The 22,052-nt window shown below is 67.3% G+C and carries 20 protein-coding genes and 1 tRNA gene; 12 read left to right on the top strand and 9 right to left on the bottom strand.

Annotation, left to right across the window (positions count from 1 at the left end; genetic code table 11):
* Window positions 1-931 precede the first annotated feature (931 nt).
* Window positions 932-1,918 carry a glycosyltransferase family A protein gene (locus ML01_RS26905; protein WP_162267972.1) on the top strand — a complete coding sequence of 329 codons (987 nt, stop codon included), beginning with the start codon at window positions 932-934 and terminating at the stop codon, window positions 1,916-1,918.
* Between the two features lie 182 nt (window positions 1,919-2,100).
* Here ML01_RS26905 and ML01_RS06075 read toward each other — a convergent pair whose 3' ends face one another.
* On the bottom strand, window positions 2,101-3,549 hold the full coding sequence (locus tag ML01_RS06075) for an oligosaccharide flippase family protein (protein WP_058554510.1): 1,449 nt from the start codon (window positions 3,547-3,549) through the stop codon (window positions 2,101-2,103).
* A gap of 220 nt (window positions 3,550-3,769) precedes the next feature.
* Entirely contained in the window at window positions 3,770-4,723 is a 954-nt protein-coding gene (locus ML01_RS06065; protein WP_058554508.1) for an acetyltransferase, read from the bottom strand.
* Between the two features lie 423 nt (window positions 4,724-5,146).
* On the opposite strand from ML01_RS06065, the gene rlmN reads away from it, so the two are divergent.
* The 7 genes from rlmN (at window position 5,147) to ML01_RS06030 (ending at window position 13,201) form a co-directional block, all read left to right on the top strand.
* On the top strand, window positions 5,147-6,289 hold the full coding sequence (rlmN, locus tag ML01_RS06060) for a 23S rRNA (adenine(2503)-C(2))-methyltransferase RlmN (RefSeq protein WP_058554507.1): 1,143 nt from the start codon (window positions 5,147-5,149) through the stop codon (window positions 6,287-6,289).
* The gene (pilW, locus tag ML01_RS06055; RefSeq protein ID WP_058554506.1) at window positions 6,286-7,065 is read left to right on the top strand and encodes a type IV pilus biogenesis/stability protein PilW; all 780 of its coding nucleotides are present in this window, start codon (window positions 6,286-6,288) and stop codon (window positions 7,063-7,065) included. The genes rlmN and pilW overlap by 4 nt, the downstream gene beginning before the upstream one ends.
* 273 nt (window positions 7,066-7,338) lie before the next feature.
* Entirely contained in the window at window positions 7,339-8,607 is a 1,269-nt protein-coding gene (gene hisS / locus ML01_RS06050; protein ID WP_058554505.1) for a histidine--tRNA ligase, read from the top strand.
* Between the two features lie 110 nt (window positions 8,608-8,717).
* Window positions 8,718-9,353: a tetratricopeptide repeat protein gene (locus tag ML01_RS06045; RefSeq protein WP_058554504.1), complete on the top strand. Its 636-nt coding sequence runs from the start codon at window positions 8,718-8,720 to the stop codon at window positions 9,351-9,353.
* Complete coding sequence (gene bamB / locus ML01_RS06040) at window positions 9,353-10,774, top strand: outer membrane protein assembly factor BamB (protein ID WP_058554503.1); 1,422 nt, start codon at window positions 9,353-9,355, stop codon at window positions 10,772-10,774. Before ML01_RS06045 ends, bamB begins: the two co-directional genes overlap by 1 nt.
* Window positions 10,775-10,785: 11 nt before the next feature.
* Window positions 10,786-12,177, top strand: coding sequence for a ribosome biogenesis GTPase Der (der, locus tag ML01_RS06035; protein WP_058554502.1), 1,392 nt, complete (start codon window positions 10,786-10,788; stop codon window positions 12,175-12,177).
* Window positions 12,178-12,550: 373 nt separating this feature from the next.
* Window positions 12,551-13,201 (top strand): response regulator transcription factor, encoded by a 651-nt coding sequence (locus tag ML01_RS06030; protein ID WP_162267971.1) that lies wholly within the window; start codon window positions 12,551-12,553, stop codon window positions 13,199-13,201.
* Between the two features lie 65 nt (window positions 13,202-13,266).
* Here the strand turns inward: ML01_RS06030 and ML01_RS28420 are convergent, their stop codons facing one another.
* Genes ML01_RS28420 through ML01_RS06015 form a run of 4 tightly spaced genes read right to left on the bottom strand, consistent with a single transcriptional unit; the run spans window position 13,267 to window position 15,893 of the window.
* Complete coding sequence (locus ML01_RS28420; protein ID WP_156427577.1) at window positions 13,267-13,434, bottom strand: hypothetical protein; 168 nt, start codon at window positions 13,432-13,434, stop codon at window positions 13,267-13,269.
* 23 nt (window positions 13,435-13,457) lie between these two features.
* Window positions 13,458-14,159 carry a thiopurine S-methyltransferase gene (locus tag ML01_RS06025; RefSeq protein WP_058554500.1) on the bottom strand — a complete coding sequence of 234 codons (702 nt, stop codon included), beginning with the start codon at window positions 14,157-14,159 and terminating at the stop codon, window positions 13,458-13,460.
* A gap of 7 nt (window positions 14,160-14,166) precedes the next feature.
* Entirely contained in the window at window positions 14,167-14,946 is a 780-nt protein-coding gene (locus ML01_RS06020) for a class I SAM-dependent methyltransferase (RefSeq protein WP_254045148.1), read from the bottom strand.
* Window positions 14,947-14,969: 23 nt separating this feature from the next.
* The gene (locus tag ML01_RS06015) at window positions 14,970-15,893 is read right to left on the bottom strand and encodes a transglycosylase SLT domain-containing protein (RefSeq protein ID WP_082673998.1); all 924 of its coding nucleotides are present in this window, start codon (window positions 15,891-15,893) and stop codon (window positions 14,970-14,972) included.
* Between the two features lie 44 nt (window positions 15,894-15,937).
* Between ML01_RS06015 and ML01_RS06010 the strand changes: the two genes are divergently transcribed.
* Window positions 15,938-16,546 carry a hypothetical protein gene (locus tag ML01_RS06010; protein ID WP_058554499.1) on the top strand — a complete coding sequence of 203 codons (609 nt, stop codon included), beginning with the start codon at window positions 15,938-15,940 and terminating at the stop codon, window positions 16,544-16,546.
* 120 nt (window positions 16,547-16,666) lie between these two features.
* Here ML01_RS06010 and ML01_RS06005 read toward each other — a convergent pair whose 3' ends face one another.
* The 3 genes from ML01_RS06005 to ML01_RS05995 form a co-directional block, all read right to left on the bottom strand.
* Window positions 16,667-17,320: a cytochrome c gene (locus ML01_RS06005; RefSeq protein WP_058554604.1), complete on the bottom strand. Its 654-nt coding sequence runs from the start codon at window positions 17,318-17,320 to the stop codon at window positions 16,667-16,669.
* Between the two features lie 261 nt (window positions 17,321-17,581).
* On the bottom strand, window positions 17,582-18,187 hold the full coding sequence (locus ML01_RS06000) for an SCO family protein (RefSeq protein WP_371258186.1): 606 nt from the start codon (window positions 18,185-18,187) through the stop codon (window positions 17,582-17,584).
* Between the two features lie 106 nt (window positions 18,188-18,293).
* Window positions 18,294-18,833, bottom strand: coding sequence for a gamma carbonic anhydrase family protein (locus ML01_RS05995; RefSeq protein WP_058554497.1), 540 nt, complete (start codon window positions 18,831-18,833; stop codon window positions 18,294-18,296).
* A gap of 182 nt (window positions 18,834-19,015) precedes the next feature.
* Here ML01_RS05995 and ML01_RS05990 point away from each other — a divergent pair, with 182 nt between their 5' ends.
* The 3 genes from ML01_RS05990 to ML01_RS05980 all read left to right on the top strand — a co-directional run bounded on the left by ML01_RS05990 (window position 19,016) and on the right by ML01_RS05980 (window position 21,969).
* Entirely contained in the window at window positions 19,016-19,630 is a 615-nt protein-coding gene (locus ML01_RS05990; RefSeq protein WP_058554496.1) for a CNP1-like family protein, read from the top strand.
* A 123-nt stretch (window positions 19,631-19,753) separates the two neighbouring features.
* Window positions 19,754-21,829, top strand: coding sequence for a M3 family metallopeptidase (locus tag ML01_RS05985; protein ID WP_058554495.1), 2,076 nt, complete (start codon window positions 19,754-19,756; stop codon window positions 21,827-21,829).
* A 50-nt stretch (window positions 21,830-21,879) separates the two neighbouring features.
* Window positions 21,880-21,969, top strand: a tRNA-Ser gene (locus ML01_RS05980).
* The last annotated feature ends 83 nt before the right edge of the window (window positions 21,970-22,052 follow it).

Genomic DNA, 22,052 nt, shown 5'->3' with positions numbered 1-22,052 from the left:
TCGCTTTGCCGCGGGACGGTCTGCCTCGGCAGCACGCTGACGCCCTCCGCCGCGCAACAAACTGAGCTTTCGTAGCGTCGACTTCTCGTGCCCATGGATCTCCCTTCGCAAGGGTCAGCCCTTCGTTGCTGCCTTAGCTCTGTATAATTCCACCTCCGGGAACGGGGCGTCACCTTAACTCTGCGAGGCCGAACCCTAGGGCCCTGGCACCGCGGCGCAGCCGATAACTAGACCCGAAGCGTTGCAAAGATGAACGCCTTGGAGGCCCTATATCCCGTTCCGCTCCGTTCCGGCCCTGACGATAGCGCCACGGCCTGCGGTGTCGGCGCGCGTACACTCCTGACCGGCACGGCCTCGACCCTCATCGCGGCACTTGATAGGGTCAAGGGCAGGTTTCCTACCGAATTGGCGCGCGCCCGCACCGACTAGGACCTAGCCGAGTTACTCGCACAGCGCCGACTACGCCCGGTTGCACCTAATCATAAGTAATCTTACCATCCATTCCTAAGCGGTGGTCTTGCGCTTGGTCACTCTGCCTGCGACATCGGCGTCAGCGGCAAGCCAGGCGAACCGTTGCGCTGGACTTACACAGGCAACGTAACCGGCGGCTTGAGCCGCGTATGGCTCTGGGTGCGGCCTCGAATTAGTGTCAGAACCCGTCGCGATGCGGCAACAGAACGCTCTCGCAGAAGGACGATAAGAAGAAGCTCTCGCAGAGGCGCAGAGGAAGAAAGAGCATTGCTCAATGTTCCCAGTACGCTTCTCTTCTCCTTCCCTTCTTCTCTGGGCTTTGTGTCGTCTGCGTCACATCGCACCATCTGAGGGACATTATGCGGGGGCCGCACACCCTGGTCCCGATTATCTCAGCGCAACGTGCGCGCACAACTTCTATCAATTCCTACCGAGCCATGATCTAGCCGAGAACTTCACTATGATCTCAACTCCAAGCGTTACAGTGTTCATCCCTACGTTCAACTATGGCAGTTATATACCCGACGCCATAGAGAGCGTAATTCGGCAGACCTACCCGCAGAAGAACATCGAGATCATCGTCGTAGATGACGGTTCGACGGATAACACCCAAGAAGCAATATCCCCGTATCGGGATCGGGTCAGCTACCACTTTCAACCCAACGCTGGAAAGGCTGCTGCAACACAGAAAGGAATAGACCTCGCTCGCGGAAAGTATTTCTTCAACCTCGACGCCGATGACATCTACATGCCGGATTGCATCGCGAAAGTTGTCGCAGAATTCGAAAAAGACAACACGGTTTCGCAGGTAAGCTGGCTTCGGTATCGATGGAGCGGGTTGCCATCGGACCTGCCCCTGGCCGAAACTTACTATCGTCGCCACGGTACCGTGACCATAATTGGGAACCAGTGCCTAGGCGAATATCTAGCAGGCAAGCGACGAGTTGTGCTGGGCTCGGGATACGCTGGCCTTACGCAAATACTCCAGCGGCAAACAATACCCGCAGATGTGGACATGTACATTGACCGATACCTGTTAATCATTTGCGCGTGCTACGGCAACATTACGCTACTTGATGACGTGCTAACCAAATTCAGGCGCCACCCGACGTGCTTCTCCGAAGGCGAGATTTCGCGGGAGACCACGGCACGGCGAGCGCAGCGGTATGAGATGAGCGCCCTAGGCGTGCTTAATGCGAGTAGAAACCTGCCCCTGAATCGCCGCGCATTGAAACTAATGGAATTGTTTTACATGGAACACAAAGCAGAGGCCGAACGCCTTCGAAGCCATTTCTCGTTAGAAACTATCTCATCGTACACGTTTAGCCTGAGTGTTAATATAATGGCCAGACCATTGTTGGCTACATGGAAGGGATATGTATGGCTGAGCAAACGCTGTGCAGGACAGGTGCTTCGCGTCGTCGGACTGCGAACCGTCAGCTCATGACACCTTTTGGGGATTCTCCTGCGGGCACAAGATTGTGATGCGGCCAACTGTTTAGCCTTACCGAACTGCCCGCGCGGAACATAAAGCCCCTCAGGGCCCTGGCCCTGCGTTCCATCGCCCGAAGTCGCCTCCGTAGTGCTTCGCGAACCATGCCCCTACGATCAACCGCGAACCGCTGGCTTTTACATGGCGTGCAGCGCGACCCGATTCGCGACATGACGCCAGACAACCCGGAAAATTGGCCAGCGAAACAGCGCGCCGATGACAAGCCAAGCGACGAAGCTGAACAGGCCGGCCATAAGGGTGGCAGCTACGGGCCCCACCTCGCCTGATTTATCTAACCAGAGTGGAACCCACACTCCGATCATAAATGTGGCAGCAACGGCGACTGCCGGCCCCCTAACTTCGCGCAACAACTCTATGCTCGTAACGCCCATCATGCGCCGCAGCTCCATCTGCATTAGGATGACGTATGCAACTGCCGCTACCATTAAGCCAATGGCGACAGGGACAAGTCCAAACCAGACGAGCGCCAGCAATGCCGCTAAACGGAGCGCAAACGCCTTTAACTTGAGCGCGAAGAGTCGGCGCACCAGACCCTCGGCGATCATAACCCTTTCTCCCAAAGCGAACGTCGTCGTCAGCATGAATTCAACGGCCGCGATCGTTGCGATCGGGGCAGCGGCACCCCATTGAGCGCCGAAGAGTATATCGATCAAAGCTTGCGCATGAACCGCTAGGAACGCGTAGGTCGGGCCAAGAATGCTGGCGAGGATGCCAAAGTACGCGAGAAAATCTTCCTTATGGGAAAGACCCAGCCTGCGCTTCTCCGCGAACACCGGCAGCAGCACGCGCAAAATTTCGGTAATCAGTTGTTCTGCCACGAGTCGGGCGAGGGCGAAGCCCTTGTCAAACATCGCCGTCGCGTCGACGCCTAGATGCTTGCCGATCACGAGCTCGTTACCGCGGGCGCTGAGCTGGTTGGCCAATGTTACGCCGCTCGACCAAGCGCCAAAGCGCAGCACACCGCCCAGCTCCCAGAAGCCGGGCAGCAGGGTGAACGCGGGCAACCGAAGCAGGAGAAACGCAAAGAAGCCGGACAGCGAATGGGCGACGACGCCGAGCGCCAAGGCGAGCGGCCCCAGTCCGGCGAGAACCAAACCGATACCCACTACTGCATGGACGATACCCGAAACGGTCTCGATGAGCACCAAGTCTCGGAATCGGTGCTGTCGGATGAGTATGGCGGTACCGATGGCCAGCCATGGCGCGAACAAGAAGTTGACGGCAAGCACATTTGCGATGTTTCGCATGTCTGGCTGTTCGAAGAACTGCGCCAATGATTCACTCGAGACAGCAAGCAGTGCGCCAACGGACCAGGATATCAGCGCGGTGACGGTCAGGGCCGAGGCCACGCTGCGTTTCGTCAGCTCGGGGTTCTGGATCAGATAATTGCTGGTTCCGAAGTTCTTGAAAGCTGCCAGCAGGGCGGATAAACCAGCCACAATCGCATAGGTCCCGAGCTCTTCGGGCGTCAGCAGTCGGGCGAGAATCATGGTGCTCCCAAGCATCAGGAACAATGCCACGACCTTCCCTGCGAGACTGATGGAGACGTTTGAAAGGACGCTCATTCGGACAGATGCTCTGAAGCGAACTCACGCAAATGCCAAGCGCGTTGCGGTCTGGCGACCCACTGCAGGCCCTGTAGATCCTGCGGCTGGAGCATGTCCATACTGAGCAAGGCCAAGACAAGGCCCGGGGGCGCGAATTGCTCAAAGGGTGGGATACCTTCCTGGCCGTGGGTCCCGCCAATGGCGTGCTCGAAGGCCGCGTGCGTCGCGAGCCGCACGGCTAGAAGGCGGCGACGAAGGCCGCGATGAAGTCCTCCACTCGCGCGTCCGGAAGGTCGTTAATCCCCGCCGCCGCCTTGCGCCCGCCACCCGTTTCGAACTGTCGGCACAGGGCGTCGGCCCCGTCGCGGGTGACTAACGGCGCACGCACGCTCACCACATAACCGCCGTCTTCGCGCGCCGTGAGCAGGGCGTGCGCGCGTTCGGGCTCCCGCTGGGCCAGCGCGTTGGCGAAGACGCCACCGACGCGGCGCGCCCAAGCCGCGGCGGGAAGCACGACATAGGTATGCCGCGGGCCTGGATGCACGCGCTCCGCGGCCTCGGCGCGGGCCATGTCTTCGCGATAACCATCGCGGAGCTGCGCGAAGGCCGGGGCCTCGCGGGCGAAGGCGAGCGGGTCCGCGTACGGTGCAATGCTGCGGAACAGCGCATCCGGCGCGAAGTGCAGGTCTGCGACTTCCGCGCCATAGCCGTTGTAGTTGATCAAGATCCCGAGCTCCCGCAGCAAGGCCAGCTCGGCATCCGCGAGGCCGAGGGGCTCGGCAGCGCGGGCGGCGGCCTCGTCGAAGTTGTCGCCGTAGGTGCCGACGACGGCCCAGGCGCGATGCGCGCCGCCGAGGTACTCGTCCACAAGCAGCGCGGTGCCCTTATCCGGCAGCGTCTCGATGTGCGTCTCCAACGCCGGGTGCTCTGGCACTTCGCCCGCGTAGTGATGGTCGAAGTAGCGAACGAACGCGCCCCGCTCCAAGAGTGCCAAGCAGGCATCGCGGTTCTTGTCGAAGGACACGTCCAGCACCGTGACGCTGTCCCCGGCGACGGCGGGCACCCGCGCAACCAGTGCGATATCGCGCTTGACGCCGGTCACGAGCACGGAGTCGCGCGGGGCGGCGAGCCGGAGCTGCTGCAAGGCGCAGATGCCATCGGCATCGCCGTTGAAGACGTCGTAGCAGGCCATCGGTGCGTGTCAGCTTCACGGTGGAGCGCGGGTCAGGGCGCGAAGAGTACCCGGCCGGCGGCAAAAAGGCGACCCGGCAGGCACCGCTGTCTCACCGCTGTCGCCCCCCCCCCGCTCATCGGCTCCCCGACGGCCGCCCGCCGTCGTGATTCGCCACGGCATCGTAGGCCATCGACTTGTGCGCCCCTCCTCCACGCCCAGGCGTCTCGATGCGGCAACTGGCGAGCCACACCGGGAAACCGTGGCGATCTGCGCAGCCCCTGATCGCCGTTTCCTTGGAACCGGCCTCAGCCTAGTTCGCTATACTGCCGGGTCGCCGCCAAGCGCAGCGATCCGCGGGCCAATCCGCCGGCGGCGACATAAGCCACAATGCATGCAGCGCCGACCACGCGAGCGCCTCACGGCCGGCGCACATCCGACATCATGACGACACCAACGCCAAATCACATCGTGGCCACCGACGGGCGACTCGACCTCCTGAATCTCGACTTGCGCGGCTGCGAGGCCCTGGCGCAGTCCCTCGGCTGCAAGGCGTTTCATGGCCGCAACCTGTTCAAGTGGGTGCACAAGCATGGCGTCGACGACTTCGACGCGATGACCGATCTGCCCAAGGGCCTGCGCACCGCCTTGCCCGAGCGAGCGTACATCGGCCAACTTGATGTCGCCGCCGAGCTGCCATCCGCGGACGGCACCATCAAGTGGCTGCTGCAGTTGCCCGAAGGGCAGCGCGTGGAGACAGTCTTCATACCCGAAGAGCGCCGCTCGACCCTCTGCGTGTCCTCGCAGGTGGGCTGCGCGTTGGACTGCGCCTTCTGCGCCACCGCGCGGCAGGGCTTCAATCGCAACTTGAGCGCAGGCGAGATCGTCGCGCAGGTGCGCCACGCCGCGCGCCGCCTGGGCAAGCCGCCGAGCAACATCGTGCTCATGGGCATGGGCGAGCCGCTCGCAAACTTCGACGCCGTCGTGCGCGCCACCGATGTCATGCGCGACGACCTGGCCTACATGCTGTCGAAGTATCGCGTGACCCTGTCCACGTCCGGCATCGTGCCGAATATCTACCGGCTCGCCGAGGTCAGCGACATCTCCCTGGCCGTCTCCCTGCACGCGCCCGACAATGCGCTCCGCGACGAGCTGGTGCCGATCAATCGCAAGTACCCGCTGGAAGAGCTGATCCCCGCCTGCCGTGCCTATCTGCGCGGCGACAGCCGGCGGCGCATCACCTGGGAATACGTCATGCTCGACGGCGTCAACGACAGCATCGCCCAGGCCAAGGCGCTCGGTCGGCTGCTGGAAGGCACGCCGTCCAAGATCAACCTGATCCCGTTCAACCCCTTCCCGGACAGCGGCTTCGAGACCAGCCCGCCGGAGCGCGTCGCGGCCTTCCGCGAGCGGCTGCTGCGCTCGGGTCTCGTCGCCACCACGCGCAAGACGCGCGGCGACGAGATCGCCGCCGCCTGCGGCCAGCTCACCGGCCGGGTCCAGGATCGCAGCCGCCGGGTGCCCGCGCCGGCTGTCGTCGTGCCGCCGCCGGTGGCGCTGGGCCGAGCGGTGTCGCCGCAGCTATGAACCGCGCCGAGGAGGTCAAGCTCAGGCTGCCCGGCGCCGCGCTTGCGCTCTTGTGCATCGGGCTGCTCGCCGGCTGCGCCGGCAGCGAAGCGAAACGCGAGGCCATCGCCCTCGGCGTGGAGCCGAGCTCGAGCCCCGCCGACCTGTACGTCGAGATGGCCTCCGCCTACTACCAGCGCGGCCAGATCGACGCGGCACTCGAACGCGGCCTGCGCGCGGTGCAAGCGGACAAGCGCAACAGCGACGCACATTATGTGCTCGCCATCATCTTCAGGCGCTTGAACAAGGAAGCAGAAGCCGAGGAACACTTCGCCGAGGCGCTCCGGCTTGACCCCAACAACCCGGATTACCTCAACGCCCAAGGCACGGCGCTGTGCACGCGCGGGCGCTATGCCGAGGCCATCGAGCTGTTCGAAAAGGCGGTGGCCAATCAGCTTTATCGCGCGCCAGAGGTGGCGCTGATGAACGCGTCGGACTGCTCCCGCCGCGCCAATCGACTCACCGAGGCGGAGCGCCTCCTGCGCGAGGCACTGACGCGCAATCCGAGCTACCCGCCGGCGCTCCTCGCCATGGCGACATTGAGCTTCGAGCGCGGGGACGCGCAGGCGGCGCGCGACTACATCACCCGCTACGGGCGCGTCGGCGCGCCGACGCCGACGGCGCTGCTGACGGCCTACCGCATCGAGCGCAAGCTCGGCAACAAGGACAGCGCCAAGGCGCTCGCCGATGCATTGCGCGCTCGCTACCCTGATGCCCCCCAGGTGATGGAGCTCTAACCAGGCTTCGCCTCAGACCGACGAGTCGTGCTCATCGCTATCGAAATCCCTATCGAAATCGGAATCGAAATCGGATCGAGTGGCAACCGATCCCAATCCCGATGCCGACGCACCTGGCCAGTCCGACCCCGCTCGAAACTTGACTCATCTGCAAACATTCGGCGCTTCCAAGTAATCTAGGGCGGAGTCGCTGCCGCAGCCAACAGCGCTGCGCAGCCCTGCCTCCCCGCGCCGCCCCCGAACAACCCGAGACGCACGGAAACCAACCAACCGATGTCTGAGCGACTGCAAGCCATCCGCGGCATGCACGACGTGCTCCCCGAGCGCGCGCCCATTTGGCAGCATCTCGAAGATCGCGCCCGGGCGGTCATCGAGGGCTACGGCTACCGCGAGATGCGCACCCCGCTGGTGGAGCCGGTGGAGTTGTTCAAGCGCTCCATCGGCGAGGTCACCGACATCGTCGAGAAGGAGATGTACGCCTTCGACGACCGCGGCGGCGACCGCCTCGCGTTGCGCCCCGAGGGCACCGCGAGCTGCGTGCGCGCCGCCATCGAGCACGGCCTGCTCGATCAGCCCCAGCGCATCTGGTACCGCGGCCCCATGTTCCGCCGCGAGCGCCCGCAGCGCGGCCGTTACCGGCAGTTCCATCAGATCGGCGTTGAGGTGCTCGGGCTCGCCGGGCCGGACGTGGACCTCGAGGTCATTACCATGACCCGCCGGCTCTGGCAGGCGCTCGGTCTCGCGGACCTGCGCCTGGAGCTGAACAGCCTGGGCGACAGCGACGAGCGCGCCCGCTATCGCACCGACTTGGTGGCGCACCTGCAAGCGCATGAGTCGGCGCTCGACGACGACAGCCGCCGGCGGCTCGACACCAACCCGCTGCGCGTGCTCGACAGCAAGAACCCGGCGCTCGCCCCCGTCATCGCCGCGGCGCCGAGCCTGCTCGACTACCTGGGCGACAACAGCCGCGCGCACTTCGAGGCGCTCTGCGCCGGGCTCGACGCCGCCGGCATCGGCTATCAGGTCAACCCGCGCCTGGTGCGCGGGCTCGACTATTACAATCGCACCGTATTCGAATGGATCACCGACGCCCTCGGCGCCCAGGGCACCGTCTGCGCCGGCGGGCGCTACGACGGGCTCGTCGCCCAGCTCGGCGGGCGCGACACGCCGGCGGTGGGCTTTGCGCTCGGCGTCGAGCGGCTGCTGGACCTCATCGACACCAGCAGCATCGACACCGGCCCCGACGCCTATCTGGTGACCTTGGGCGAGGCCGCCGCCGCTGCCGCGCCGGCCATCGCCGAGCGGCTGCGCGATGCGGTGCCGGGCCTTAAGCTGCTGATGCACTGCGGTGGCGGCGGCTTCAAGAACCAGTTCAAGAAGGCGGACAAGAGCGGCGCGCAGCTCGCGCTGATCCTCGGTGACGAGGAGGTCGCGCAAGGCACCGTCGGCTGCAAGCCGCTGCGGGGCGCCGGCGAGCAGCGCAGCCTCAGCTTCGACGACCTGGTGGCGACCCTGCACGAGCGCGTCAACCAACGCACCTGAGCCACGCCGGGCGACAGTCAGCCGACCACGACCTCACGACCACGACCTCACGACCGCGACCACGACCTCACGACCACGACATCACGACGGAGCACCCCAAGGAGTACCCAATGGCCGAGCTGGACACCGACGAAGAGAAAATCGAAGCCATCAAGAAGTGGTGGAAGACCAACGGCGTCGCCGTGGTCGCGGGCGTCGCCATCGGCCTCGGCGCCGTCCTCGGCTGGCGCACCTGGGTGGACTACCGCACCAACCATGCCCAGCGCGCGAGCCTCGCCTTCGAGCAGTTGCAAATGACCGCGGACGCGGGCGACGCCGCCTCGGTGCAGAAGCAGGCAGAGCTGATGGTCAAGGACTTCGGCGGCACCCCCTATGCGATGTTCGCGGAGCTGACGGCGGCCCGGGTCGCGCTCGACAACGGCGACTCCGCTGCGGCGGTCGCCGCGCTCACGCGCGCCATCGACCGGGCACCGGACCCGGCCCTGGCGACGCTCGCGGCGCTGCGCCTGGCCCGGGTCCAGCTCGATCAGGGCGACCTTGATGCCGCGGCAAAGACCATCGAGCGCCACGGCACCAGCGGCGCCTTCGCCGGTGACTTTGCCGCGCTGCGCGGCGACATCGCCGCGGCCCGGGGCGACAGCGACGAGGCCCGCGCCGCCTATCGGACCGCGCTGGATAGCAACGCCGGCAATGCCCGGCTGATCGAGCTGAAGCTTCAGGATCTGCCAGCGGGCGGGGCCTCGTGATGCGACGCCTCGCACCCCCGGCGGCAGACCGCACGACCCGCCCGGGCGCGCCCTCGCCGCGCGTGCGCTTGGCCGGGCTTCTGGCCGGGCTGCTGGCCGCCGCGCTCGCGCTTACGGGCTGCGCCAACCTGCCCGGGCTCGGCGGCGAGCGCGACCCGACGCCGCCCACCAAGCTCGACAAGAAGATGACCCAGCGCGCGCAGCCGCGCGTGCTGTGGAAGACGCGCATCGGCAAAGGCACCAACGAGCGCCAATTGCGCCTGCGCCCGGCCGTGGCGGGCGGACGCGTCTTCGCCGCCGACCCAAGCGGCGTGGTCGCGGCGCTCTCCGCCACCGACGGCCGCACGCTGTGGGAACGCAAGACCCGCCTGCCGTTCAGCGGCGGACCCGATGTGCAGGGGGAGGTCCTGGTGCTCGGCACCACCAAAGGCGACCTCCTCACCCTGTCCACCCGCGATGGTGCGCAGCGCTGGCGCACACAGCTCGACAGCGAGGTGGTTTCCGTCCCGCGCATCATCGGTGACCTGGTGCTCGTGCATACGGTGGACGATACCGTGTATGCAATCGAGCTCGCCGACGGCGCCGAACGCTGGCGCTACGAGCTCCAGGGTCAGATCCTATCCCTGCACGGTGCGAGCTCGCCGGTGCCGACGGCCGAGGGGGTCGTGGTGGGGGTCTCCGGCGGCCGCCTGGTGCACTTGGAGCTCGAGCGCGGCGCGCCGCTGTGGGAGGCCGTCATCACGCCACCACGCGGTCGCAGCGAGCTCGACCGCATCGCCGATCTGGACGCGGACCCGGTCGTTACGGGCGACACCGCCTTCGTGGTCGCCTTCAACGGCGACTTGGCCGCCGTGGACATCCCGAGCGGCCAGGTGCTCTGGCGGCGCGAGCTGTCGTCCCATGCCGGACTCACCGCGGACGCATCCCGGCTCTACGTCACCGACTCCGATGACAACCTGTGGGCGGCAGACCAGATCGACGGCGCCGGCATCTGGCGCCAGGAAGGGCTGCGGCATCGCCGCCTCAGCGCACCGGCGCTGCTCGGCAACACGCTCGCCGTCGGCGACCTGGACGGCTATGTGCACCTGGTATCCGCCGACGACGGACAACTGCTCGGCTTCGAGCGCGTCACCAAAGGTCGCATCGGCCACCAGCCCGTCGTCGCCGGCGGCGTCGCCTACGTCTACGCCGACGACGGCACCGTCGCCGCGCTGCGCGCCGGCGCCACCGGTGCCGCCGGCGGCGGCGGGGGCAGCGCCGCGGTGCGCGCGCCGGCGCTCGGCATCGATGCGCTGCCGGACCTCTCCCCCGTGATGAGCCCACCGACGGCGCCGACGCTCGGAGCCGACGGCCCGCCTGCCCCATCACCACCGCCCGGCGCCACCGATAGCGGTGCGCTGCCGCCCGAGCCCACCCCCTGAGCGACACGCCCATGCTCCCGGTCATCGCGCTCGTGGGGCGCCCCAACGTCGGCAAATCCACCCTGTTCAACCGGCTGACCTGCACCCGGGATGCCCTGGTCGCGGACTTCCCGGGGCTCACGCGGGATCGCCAGTACGGCATCGGCAAGGTCGGACCGATGCGCTATGTCGTCGTCGACACCGGCGGCATCAGCGGCGGCGATGGCGTGGAGGCGCTGATGGAGCGCCAGGTGCAGGCGGCCATCGACGAGGCAGATCATCTCCTGTTCCTGCTCGACGCCCAGGACGGTGTCACCGCCGGCGATCTGGACATCGCCGCGGCGCTGCGCCGCACCGGCAAGCCGCTGACGGCCGTCGTGAACAAGATCGACCACCTCTCGGAGGACCTGGTCGGGGCGGAATTCCACAGTCTGGGGCTCGGCCGGCCCTGGCTCGTCGCCGCCGAGCGGGGCCGTGGCGTCAGCACCCTGATGGACCACCTCGGCACGCTGCTGCCGCCCGCGACGGATGAAGCCGAACAGACCGACGACGGGCGCGTGCGCATCGCCGTCGTCGGCCGACCCAACGCCGGCAAGTCGACGCTCATCAACCGCATCCTCGGTGAGGAACGGCTGGTCGCCTTCGACACCCCGGGCACCACCCGCGACAGCGTGTACATCCCCTTCGATCTCGGCGAGCGCCGCTATACCCTCATCGACACCGCCGGCGTGCGGCGCCGCGCACGGGTCTCGGAGGTTATCGAGAAATTCAGCGTCATCAAAACCTTGCAGGCCATTGAGGCATGCAATGTGGTGTTTCTGGTGCTCGATGCCCGACTCGGCATCGGCGAGCAGGACGCGACCCTGGCGGGCCATGTCGTCGAGAGCGGGCGCGCACTGGTGGTCGCCATCAATAAGTGGGACGGGCTCGACGCCGAGCAGCGCAACCACCTCCGCAATGAGTATCAGCGCAAGCTCGCCTTTCTCGACTTCGCCGAGGTGCACCGCATCTCCGCCCTGCACGGCAGCGGCGTCGGCCTATTGCTGGAGGCGGCGGATGCCGCCTACGCCAGCGCGATGCGGGACCTGCCGACACCGCTCCTCACGCGCCTGCTGGAGGACGCCGTGCAGACGCACCAGCCGCCGTTGGTGCACGGGCGCCGGATCAAGCTGCGCTATGCGCACCAGGGTGGACGCAACCCGCCCATCATTGTGGTGCACGGCAACCAGACCGACGCCGTGCCGGCAGCGTACCGGCGCTACCTGATCAACCGTTTTCGCGAGGCGCTGAAGCTCGCCGGCACGCCGCTGCGGATCGAGCTCCGCTCCGGCGTTAACCCCTACGAGGGCCGGCGCAACACGCTGACGCCGAGGCAGGTGCAGAAGCGCCAGCGGCTGAAGGACTTCGTCCGCCGCAAGCGCTGAGCGGCCCCGGCAGCGCGCTGCGCCTCGGCCGCGCGGCGGCACGGGATCGGGATCGGGATCGGGATCGATTGGCACTCGGTTCGATTTCGATTTTTCGATAGCGATCCCGACGCGCCTGGCCGGTCCGACGCCCCGCTCGCCGTCAAGCAATCTAGGGATTTACCCCGTCAGACGCCTTCTTAGTCGAGGCAGGCGCGGCTTCTTAGCCGCAAATCAGCCGCCTCGGCCCTAGGCCCGCAGCGGCGCGCTTCCGATACTACAAGGCAACAGGATCACACCCGACCCATGTCGCCAGCTCGGCGCGCGCATCCGAGGAAACTTCATTATGTTCCGGGTACTCGTTGTCGATGACCGGCCACTGTTCGCCGACGGCGTGCGCCGCATCGCCCTGAACGCGGGCATCGCCATTGAGGAGCCGCGTTACGTCTCAACGCAGGACTTCATGCCGCTGCAGGCCACGGCGGCGTTCGATACGGTGGTCATCGGCATTGCGTCTCCCGGCCTGGATGATGGCGGCCTGAGCGCGCTGCGAAGCCTCGGACAAGCGGCCTGCGCACCGCCCGTGCTGGCCGTCTGCACCCCATGCGACAGCGTTTACGGGATCCGGCTCCTGCGCCTCGGTGCCCGCAGCGTAGTGGCGGCGCAGGCGCCGGAACAAGAGATCGCAACCGCGCTGTCGCGCACCTTGGCTGGACGCCGCTACCTGAGTGAGGCATTGGCCGAGCACCTGGTCGCCCATGTCGTCAGCCATCGCGACGGCGACGGGATCAGGCTGCGCGACGCGGTGGCATGCGACGCGCAGTTGCGGATCGTGCAGCTCATCGCGCTCGGCAAGCCCTTGGACGTCATTTGCAGCACCCTGCGTATCAGTGCCGACGCGGCGCACGCACATCGCCACGACATCCTCCGCCGCACGGGCCTCGCCGACGAGCAGGAGCTCAAGCGTCAGGCATTCGAGCAACGGCTAATTCCGGACCGGCGCGGACGTTCGCCGTCACAGCGCCGGCTGCCGTCGGCGGCCTGATCGGCTGCGCCGGCGTTTCGGCCCTAACCATGGGTTCAGCGCGGCACACCGGCCGCGCAGCGCCGTCAGTGCTTCACCTCCACCCGGTCCACGGAGACGCCGATGCGGCCGTAGACGGTCGGCCCCGATGACGCGGCTCCGTCCGCCTCGGCGCTGCGCCTTGGCGCATCGGCCGAGCAGCCGCCGAGCGTGACGGCGACGATGAGTGAGAGCAATAAAGGCAAGTGCGGCATGGGTTGAGAGCCTCCCGGGGTGTTCAAGCAGCGCCGAGCATCTGCAACCGGTACACATGCTCGGCAAGACGATCCAGCCCCCGGGCGGCGAGGCCCGGATTCTCCGGCAGCACGTCGAAGCTCGTCAGCTCGTCGATGCGAAAATCACGCTCGAACAGGGCCTGCACCTCGCCCGCCGCAACGGCGAACGGGGGTCCGGGCATGCGCGACTGGTCATAGTCGAAGGTCACGAGCAGGGAGACGGGCGCAGAGCCGCCCGGCAGCTCGCGCAGCAGCGGGGCAAGACACTGGGCATAACGTGCCCGAAGCTCTGGCGGCAGCGCGACCAGTGCGGCGCGATCGTACACCGCATCGATACGGGAGATGCCGATCGCACGCAAGGCCCCTGCCGACAGGTCGAAGAAGTCGCCCACCAGCAGCCTGATCTCATCGACGTGATAGCAACAAAAGGGATACGGCGCCAAGTCGGTAACGACCGGGCTCAAGCCGTTCTCGGTGAAGAAGGCCTCTGCGGCCGTCGCGCTCAGCTCCACACCCACAACGCTATACCCCTCGCCGGCTAGCCAGAGCATGTCCAGGCTCTTGCCGCACAGCGGCACCAGCACGCATGTCGCCTTTGGCACGGCAAGGCGTGGCCAATAGTCCGTGAGGTGGCGGTTGACGGCGTCGCTATGCCAGCCGATCTCGCCACGCTGCCAGCGCTGCTGCCAGAACTCGGGCGTCATGGCCGGTTCAGTCTCCCAGTTTGCGGAAACGCAGGAAATAGTTGGTTTTCAGCTTCACCGGCTCGTCCACGTAGACGAAGCCGGCGCGCTGCACCTCGTTGATGACCTGCTCCCGCCCAGCCCGCACGTGCCCCATGACCCAAGGGCTCGAGAAGCCCGGCTGACGCCGGAAGTCGATGATCGCGAGTGTGCCGCCGGGCACCAGCGCCTGGTGCATAGAGCGCAGCATGCTCTGCGGATAGGCAAAGTGGTGATAGGTGTCCGCGAGAAACACCAGGTCCACGGCGCCTGGCGGTAGCTCGGCGCTGTGCTCGGCGTTGACAATGCCGATAATGTTGTCCACGCGATAGGCCGCAGCCCGTTCCTCGATGGACTCGACGAAGGTCGGCGAGATGTCCACCGCGTAGACCTTGCCCTGGTCGCCGACGGCGCGGGCGAAGAGCATCGTATACAGCCCTGTGCCGGCACCGATGTCCGCCACCCGCATACCAGGCTCAAGCTCAAGCGCCTCGACGACCCGGAAGCGCTGATCGAAGACCTCGCGCCCGCTGCCCTCGAAGATGCTGCGCCACTGCGGCACGTCGGCGTCCAGATAGTGCCGGTTCATGCTCGGCGGCACGGCCGGCTCCTCCGTCGGGGACGGCGCCGATACGGCAGCCTGTGCCGCCAGCGCCGTGAGTGCGAGCACAGAACCAAGCAGCCTGAGCACAAGGGGTCGAGATGCGAGCATGGTGTGCGGGTGCAGGTGCGGGTGCGGGTGCGGGTGCGCGCCGATGGAAGTGCTCACGGTTGGACCGGCGCGGTCGCGGATCAGTTCAGTCGCGCCAGGATGCGCCGGACATAGTGCTGAGTCTCGGCATAGGGCGGGATGCCGCCGTGGCGCTCCACCGCGCCCTCGCCCGCGTTGTAGGCGGCGAGCACGAGCGCCAGATCGCCGTCGAAGTAGCCCATCAGCCAGCGCAGGTAGGCCATGCCGCCGCGGATGTTCTGCTCCGGGTCCCAGACGTTCTGCACGCCGAAGCGCTCCGCTGTTGCCGGAATGAGCTGCATCAGCCCCTGCGCGTTCTTCGGCGAGCGCGCGCTCGGGTTGAAGCTCGACTCCGCCTCGATCACGGCCAGCACTAGGTTCGGGTCGAGTCGGTATTCGGGCGCCAGCCTGCGCACCATCTGCGCCAACCGCCCCCGCGCCGGATGCTCGCTGGTAATGCTGGCATACTGCCGACCGCCGCCGCCGGCGTAGCGCTTGGCCTGCTCGATACCGCCGCTCGAGGTGGCGCGCCCGCCGTCCGACAACAGGCAGACGGTCTGCTGCCGCGGCTTGCCCGCGTGGCCCAGGCGCTCCAGCATCCGCTGTGCGTGCGGGTCGTTCTTCTGCGCAGCGCGGTGGAACCAGGCCGCCGCGAGGTCATCATCGCGGTCGCCGGCGCGACCGACCGCGTAGATCCAACCGAGGTGATAGTGTGCCGCCGCATCGCCCTTGGCCGCCGCCTTGCAGTAGAGCCGGATGGCGTGGTCGATGTCGCGCTTCACGCCCTCGCCATGCTCGAAGCGCTGCCCCCAGCGGGCCAGCTCGCTCGCGTTGTTGCCCTTGATGACGGCATTGAAGGACTCTGCCCCCGCCGGCGCTGCCGCGGCAAGCGCGACGCCGAGCAGCGCGCCGAGCAGCCCGAGTCGCGGGCCTGCCGAACCGGGTTCTTGCTGCGGGCAGCGAATGGCGTCGGTAGTGGCCTGCATGCGGGGTACCTATTGCAATACGATCAACGCCTTGGGAGGCCGATATGATACCCGCTCTAGGTGCGCTGCACACGGGCCGGCTGGTGCTCGTGCCGACTGATCCGCTGCAAGCGGCAGATCAGGCGACGATTGCCAAGAACCTCGAAGCCATCGGCCTCATCGGCGCAGCCCTGCCCACGACCGCGGCCGGTGAGCTGCGGTTTCGCATTGGCCCCGCCTTCGGCAGCCTCATCGCCTTCACGGGCTGCGCCGTGAGCTTCGGCGACGCCGACGCGGCAGACTCCCCTGGCCCGCGGATCGCCTTCCCGCCACCAAGCGCGGCGCCCCGGCTCTTCGTCGGCCGCAACACGCGCCCGCCGCGCTGTCCCGCCTGCCGGGCGCCACTGCGCGACTGGCTCGGCCCGTTGCGCGCCGCAGCAAGCCGCGCCGACCCGACGGAAAGCTTAGAAGCCGCGGCCAGCCTGCTGTGCCCCGGCTGCGGCACAGAGGCCTGTGCGTACCAGTGGGACTTCGGCCGCCACGGCGGTGCCGGGCGCAGCGTCGTGCTGATCGACGAGGTATTCCCCGGCGAGGCCGCGCCCTTGCCCGGGTTGCTCAGGGCATTGGAACGCAGCACCGGCTGCGCCTGGGGCTATTTCTATCAGCAGGACTGAGATCGCGCCGCAAGGACAAGACAGCCCGCAAACGCCAGCGGCGGCCTATCGAAGGCCGCCGCCGGTGTCACGAGCCGGGCAGATCGGCAATGGCGACGGGGATCAGCGCGCGGGGCGCCGTTACTGGCTCAGACCCTCGATGTAGGCCGAAACGGCCTGGATTTCCTGATCGGTCATGTTCGCGGCGACGCCGCGCATCATGCCGTTCGGGTCATTTGCACGCTCGTGGGACTGGAACAGGTGCAGGGTCTGGGCGACGTACTCGGAGAACTGCCCGGACACCCGCGGGAACTTAGCCAGGTTGCTGCCGCTGCCGGCGGGGCCGTGGCAGCCGGTGCATGCCGGCACGCCGGTCACGGGGTTGCCGGCACGGTAGATCTTCTCGCCCAGCTCGACAAGCTCGGCCTCGGCGGTGCCGCCGCTCTGCTCCAGCGACGAGTAGTAAGCGGCCAGGTTGCGGACCTCATCTTCGGTCAGCGGCATGGCCATGGGCGACATCATCACGTTGTAGCGCTCGTTGTTCTTGAAGTTCATGAGCTGCTTGTAGATGTACTCTGGATGCTGGCCCGCGAGCTTGGGCCAGATCGGCTGCCCCGGGACGCCGTTGCCGTCCAAGCCGTGGCAGGCCTGGCAGATCTGGCCCGCCTTCTCCTTGCCCAGCTCCGGGTCGCCGCCGAGGCCGGTCGCGGCAGCCGCCGGGGCCTCCGATCCGAGCGCGGCCCCGGCCGTCAGCAGGGTAGCGGCGGCAAGAGCTGAAATCAGCGAAGTCTTCATGGCACCTTCCGAGTCGATGATCATTGGTTGTCGTCTGGCCTCCGGTCGGCTGCGCGCCGAAAGGGCCTCGTGAATTAAGCCGTTCATGTATATCAGCAATCGCGGATATGGGTCAATTTCGGAAGGCCGATAATCGGCATCCCGCGTCCGCTCAACCCCATCGGGTCACGGCGCTATGGATCGCCGGGGCCGCGTCGAGTTCCCCCGCGAATCCGCGACAATGCTGCGCAAATCCGACCGTGAGCGCTGCATCCTTGCTCCTCAGTCACCCTTGGCCAGCAGCCGCCGCAGCAGCGCGCCGAGCTCGGCCGCCGGCGTCGCGTGCGGCAGCGTCGCAACCAGCGTTCCGTTCGGATCGATCACGTAGGTGAAGGCCGAATGGTCCACCAGATAGCCCATCGCCGAATCGGATTGCTCGACGATGCGGTAGGCGGCGCCGTACCGCCGCGCCGCCGCGGCAACCGCTGCCGCCGTGCCGGTGACGCCCAGGAACGCAGGGTCCCAGTAAGCCGCATACTCGGCGAGCCGGTCCGGATCATCGCGGGCCGGGTCCACGCTGACGAAGATCACCTGCACGCCGGCGCGCTCCGCCGGGGCCAATTGCTTGAGCGCATAGGCGATGATCGCGAGGTTCGTCGGGCAGATGTCCGGACACGCCGTATAACCGAAATAGAGCAACACCACCTTACCGCGGAAATCCGACAACGCCACCGGTCCGTCCACGCCCATCAGGCGGAAATCGCCGCCGGTGGGCTCGCCGGCGAGGTCGAGACGCCGGTGCGTCACCCCATCCGCCTCGCCAACGGCGCCCGGCTGCCAGACCCACACAAGCCAGACGAGCAGCAGCGCGAGCAGCGCCGCGAGCACGGCAGGCAATGCAAGCCTCGTCGATAGGCGCGTCATCATCAGGGCCGGGCTCCCTCGGGTCGCTGCGGGTCGGGCCGCGCCGCACAGGCGCTGGCCGATAACGGTCTCAGGCCGCGGTGGCGCGATGCCGGATCGCGAGCTCCATGTAATGGAGCGCCGCGTAGTCCAGATACTCCAGCTCCAGGTCCGTCAACATTCGGGCGCGCTTCGCCGGCGCACCGACATAGAGCCAGCCGCCGTCGAGGTGCTTGCCCGGCGGCACCAGAGCGCCGGCGCCGAGCATGACGCGCGGGCGCAGCACCGCCCGGTCCAGCACCCGCGCGCCGATGCCAACCAGGCAGTGATCGTGCACCTCGCAGCCATGTAGCATGGCCTGGTGGCCCACGGTGACGCGCTCATGCACGATCGTCGGCGCACCGCCGGGCAGGAAGCGGCTGTCATGGGAGACGTGCAGCACGCTGCCGTCCTGGATGTTGCTGCCGGCACCGATGCGGATGCGGTGGATGTCGCCGCGAACCACGACCATGGGCCAGATGGACGCCTGCGGCCCGATGTCCACGTCGCCGATGACGACGGCGCTCTCGTCGACATAAGCGTCTGGTGCGATGCGCGGCTCCAGTCCCTGGTAGCTGCGTACGTTGTTCATGTCGCCCTCCGGCGCAGGCTGGTCACGGCAAGGCGCGCATGCTACCACGCACGCGCAAACAGACCCCGGACCTCGATCAATGACAACGCGCCGAGGAGTCCGTCCGCCGCCGGACCCCGGGGGCACGAAACGCCTTTTGCTATGATCTGTGGCCTTTGCATCGCCGCCCGGAGAGCACCGTCATGCCGCTCGCGCCACCCACTGTTCGCAAGGCCCATCCGTTGCCGTTGACAGCGCTCGTCCTACTCGCCCTGTGCGCCGCGCCGACGGCCGCCGGCCCGCATCCGGACACGCCCTTCGTCAACGACGCGGCGCCGGACGCCCCGAAGAGCGTGCGTCCGGGCCGTGCGTGGGAAGAGGCTGATTACCGCCTGCCCGCCTGGCCGCGGGATGCCGACCTCATCGAGGTCAAGCTCGACGGGCCGCAGCAGCCCCTGACCCACTACATCGATGCCCGCAGCCTGCAAACGGGCAGCGACGGCGTCGTGCGCTACACGCTCGTGACCGAGACCGCCTCGGGCGCACGCAGCGTCGGCTTCGAGGGACTGCGCTGCACGCCCAAGGGCCGCTGGAAGCTCCATGCCGTCGGCAGCGACGGGCGCTTCACGCCGCCGCGCATGGGCGACGACTGGCAGGAGATCAGCGCCACCGCGCCCGACCCCCTGCACGACGAGCTTTGGCGGCATTACCTCTGTATCCCACGCGCCTTCAGCGCGCGAGCGACGCGAGATCAGTTGCGCATGCTGAAATCCGGCCGCGTGCCGCGGGTCGAGAACGCGGGATTCCTGTCGGACTGAGCGCAAGCGGCCGCCGCCGGTGGCGCCGAGCGCTGGCAGCCGGTATTGAAACCGGCCCGCCGGCACCGAGTTCCGGGGGCAGTCGGCACGCGCCGAACCACGCACCCGAGAGACCTTCAACCCATGACGAACCCGCTCCTCGACGACCGCACCCTCCCCGACTTCCAGCGTATCCGGCCCGAGCACATCGAGCCCGCCGTCGATCAGTTGCTCGCAGACGGCCGCGCCCTGATCGCCGAGCTGACGGCACGGGCGGACGAGGCCACCTGGGAGGGCTTCGTCGAGCCCATCGAGCTTGAAGACGACCGCCTGTCCCGGGCCTGGTCGCCGGTGAGCCATCTCAACTCCGTGGTCAATTCCGACGAGCTGCGCGCGGCCTACAACGCCTGCCTGCCGAAGCTCAGCGACTACGCCACGGAAGTGGGCCAGAACCCGGAGCTCTATCGCGGCTACCGGCGGGTCGCCGAGCAAGCGGGCCTGAACGATGCCCAGCGCAAGATGCTGGCCAACACGCTGCGCGACCTGCACCTCGCCGGCGTCGACCTGCCGGACGACAAGAAGGCGCGCTTTCGCGAGATCAACCAGCGCCTGAGCCAGCTCACCAACCAGTTCGCCGAGAACGTGCTCGACGCCACCAACGCCTGGCACAAGCACATCACCGACGAGGCCGCCCTCGCCGGTCTGCCCGCTGCGGCCAAGGCCCTGGCCCGGCACGAGGCCGAGTCCCGCGGCCTCGACGGCTGGGTGCTAACGCTGGACTTCCCGTCATTCGAGCCCGTCATGAAGCATGCCCGCGACCGCGCGCTGCGCCGCGAGGTGTACGAGGCCTACAGCACCCGCGCCTCCGACCAAGGCCCGCACGCGGGCAAGTGGGACAACACGGCGGTCATGGACGAGATCCTGGCGCTGCGCCACGAGCAAGCCCGGCTGCTCGGCTTCGGCAGTTACGCCGAGCTGTCGCTCGCCCCAAAAATGGCGCGCGACACCGACGCGGTCATGGGCTTCCTGCGCGATCTCGCCGAGCGCGCCCTGCCGCAGGCGCGCGCCGAGCTGCAGCAATTGCGCGACTTCGCCCGCGAGACCGACAGCCAAGACGACCTCGCGCCCTGGGACCTGATGTACTACGGCGAGCAGCTCCGCGTCGCCCGCTTCGACATCAGCGACGAGGCGCTCAAGCCCTACTTCGCGCTGGAGGGCGTCATCGGCGGCATGTTCCGCGTCGTCGAGAAGCTGTTCGACGTGCAGATCGAGCAGGCCCCCGCCGACAACACCTGGCACCCGGACGTACGCCGCTATGTCGTCAAGGACCCGGACGGCACGCCCCGCGCCGAGTGCTTTCTCGACCCCTTCGCGCGCCAGAAGAAGCAGGGCGGCGCCTGGATGAACGGCGCCGTGAGCCGCATGGTGATGGCCGGGCGCCGTCAGCTTCCGATCGCCTACCTGGTGTGCAACTTCACCCCGCCCGTGGCCGGCCACCCGAGCCTGCTGACCCATCGCGAGGTCGAGACGCTGTTCCACGAGCTCGGGCACGGCCTGCACCACATGCTCACCCGGGTCGACTACCCGCCCGTCGCCGGCATCCACGGCGTGCCCTGGGACGCCGTCGAGCTGCCGAGCCAGTTCCTTGAGAACTGGTGCTGGGAGCGCGAGTCGCTGGATCTCTTCGCCCGCCACCACGAGACCGGCGAGCCCATCCCCGATGCCCTGTTCCGGCGCCTGCTGGACGCCAAGCACTTCCAATCCGCAATGCAGATGGTGCGGCAGCTTGAGTTCGCACTGTTCGACTTCCGCATCCATCTGGAATACGACCCGGACCAAGGCGCCCGCGTCTACGACATCCTGGACCAAGTGCGCGACCAGGTCGCCGTGCTCAAGCCGCCGGCCTGGAACCGCTTCCCGCACGGCTTCTCCCACATCTTCGCCGGCGGCTACGGCGCGGGCTACTTCAGCTACAAATGGGCGGAGGTGCTGTCGGCGGATGCCTTCTCGCTGTTCGAAGAGCGCGGCGTCTTCGACACGGACACCGGCCAGCGCTTCCGCGAGCTGATCCTGGAGCGCGGCGGCTCCGCAGACGCCATGGAGCTCTTCACCGCCTTCCGCGGCCGGGAGCCCCGCGTCGACGCCCTGCTCCGCCACAGCGGCATCGGCACCGCCATCGAGCCCGCCAACGCCGACGGCGATATGCAGCGGGTAGCCTAGCCGCTATACTGCTCCGCTTCGCTCCGGCCGCCCGACCGGAGCGACCTCCCGGAGAGGTGCCAGAGTGGCCGAATGGGCCTGACTCGAAATCAGGTGTACGCGCGAGCGTACCGTGGGTTCGAATCCCACCCTCTCCGCCAAATCCACGCCTTAACCCTCCTGCCTTCCCCGCGACCCGTATGTTTTCGCCGCCGCGTGGCCGCTGCGTGGCGTGCCGGCACGG

The sequence above is a fragment of the Thiohalocapsa sp. ML1 genome, from assembly GCF_001469165.1.
Lineage (GTDB): Bacteria > Pseudomonadota > Gammaproteobacteria > Chromatiales > Chromatiaceae > Thiohalocapsa.
This window is presented reverse-complemented; position numbering and strand designations above follow the sequence as displayed.

Excerpts from the sequence above, each read along its gene's own strand:
- ML01_RS26905 (WP_162267972.1), top strand. The coding sequence starts at position 932 with ATGATCTCAACTCCAAGCGTTACAGTGTTCATCCCTACGTTCAACTAT.
- ML01_RS06075 (WP_058554510.1), bottom strand. The coding sequence starts at position 3,549 with ATGAGCGTCCTTTCAAACGTCTCCATCAGTCTCGCAGGGAAGGTCGTG.
- ML01_RS06065 (WP_058554508.1), bottom strand. The coding sequence starts at position 4,723 with ATGGCCTGCTACGACGTCTTCAACGGCGATGCCGATGGCATCTGCGCC.
- rlmN (WP_058554507.1), top strand. The coding sequence starts at position 5,147 with ATGACGACACCAACGCCAAATCACATCGTGGCCACCGACGGGCGACTC.
- pilW (WP_058554506.1), top strand. The coding sequence starts at position 6,286 with ATGAACCGCGCCGAGGAGGTCAAGCTCAGGCTGCCCGGCGCCGCGCTT.
- hisS (WP_058554505.1), top strand. The coding sequence starts at position 7,339 with ATGTCTGAGCGACTGCAAGCCATCCGCGGCATGCACGACGTGCTCCCC.
- ML01_RS06045 (WP_058554504.1), top strand. The coding sequence starts at position 8,718 with ATGGCCGAGCTGGACACCGACGAAGAGAAAATCGAAGCCATCAAGAAG.
- bamB (WP_058554503.1), top strand. The coding sequence starts at position 9,353 with ATGCGACGCCTCGCACCCCCGGCGGCAGACCGCACGACCCGCCCGGGC.
- der (WP_058554502.1), top strand. The coding sequence starts at position 10,786 with ATGCTCCCGGTCATCGCGCTCGTGGGGCGCCCCAACGTCGGCAAATCC.
- ML01_RS28420 (WP_156427577.1), bottom strand. The coding sequence starts at position 13,434 with ATGCCGCACTTGCCTTTATTGCTCTCACTCATCGTCGCCGTCACGCTC.
- ML01_RS06025 (WP_058554500.1), bottom strand. The coding sequence starts at position 14,159 with ATGACGCCCGAGTTCTGGCAGCAGCGCTGGCAGCGTGGCGAGATCGGC.
- ML01_RS06015 (WP_082673998.1), bottom strand. The coding sequence starts at position 15,893 with ATGCAGGCCACTACCGACGCCATTCGCTGCCCGCAGCAAGAACCCGGT.
- ML01_RS06010 (WP_058554499.1), top strand. The coding sequence starts at position 15,938 with ATGATACCCGCTCTAGGTGCGCTGCACACGGGCCGGCTGGTGCTCGTG.
- ML01_RS06005 (WP_058554604.1), bottom strand. The coding sequence starts at position 17,320 with ATGAAGACTTCGCTGATTTCAGCTCTTGCCGCCGCTACCCTGCTGACG.
- ML01_RS05995 (WP_058554497.1), bottom strand. The coding sequence starts at position 18,833 with ATGAACAACGTACGCAGCTACCAGGGACTGGAGCCGCGCATCGCACCA.
- ML01_RS05990 (WP_058554496.1), top strand. The coding sequence starts at position 19,016 with ATGCCGCTCGCGCCACCCACTGTTCGCAAGGCCCATCCGTTGCCGTTG.
- ML01_RS05985 (WP_058554495.1), top strand. The coding sequence starts at position 19,754 with ATGACGAACCCGCTCCTCGACGACCGCACCCTCCCCGACTTCCAGCGT.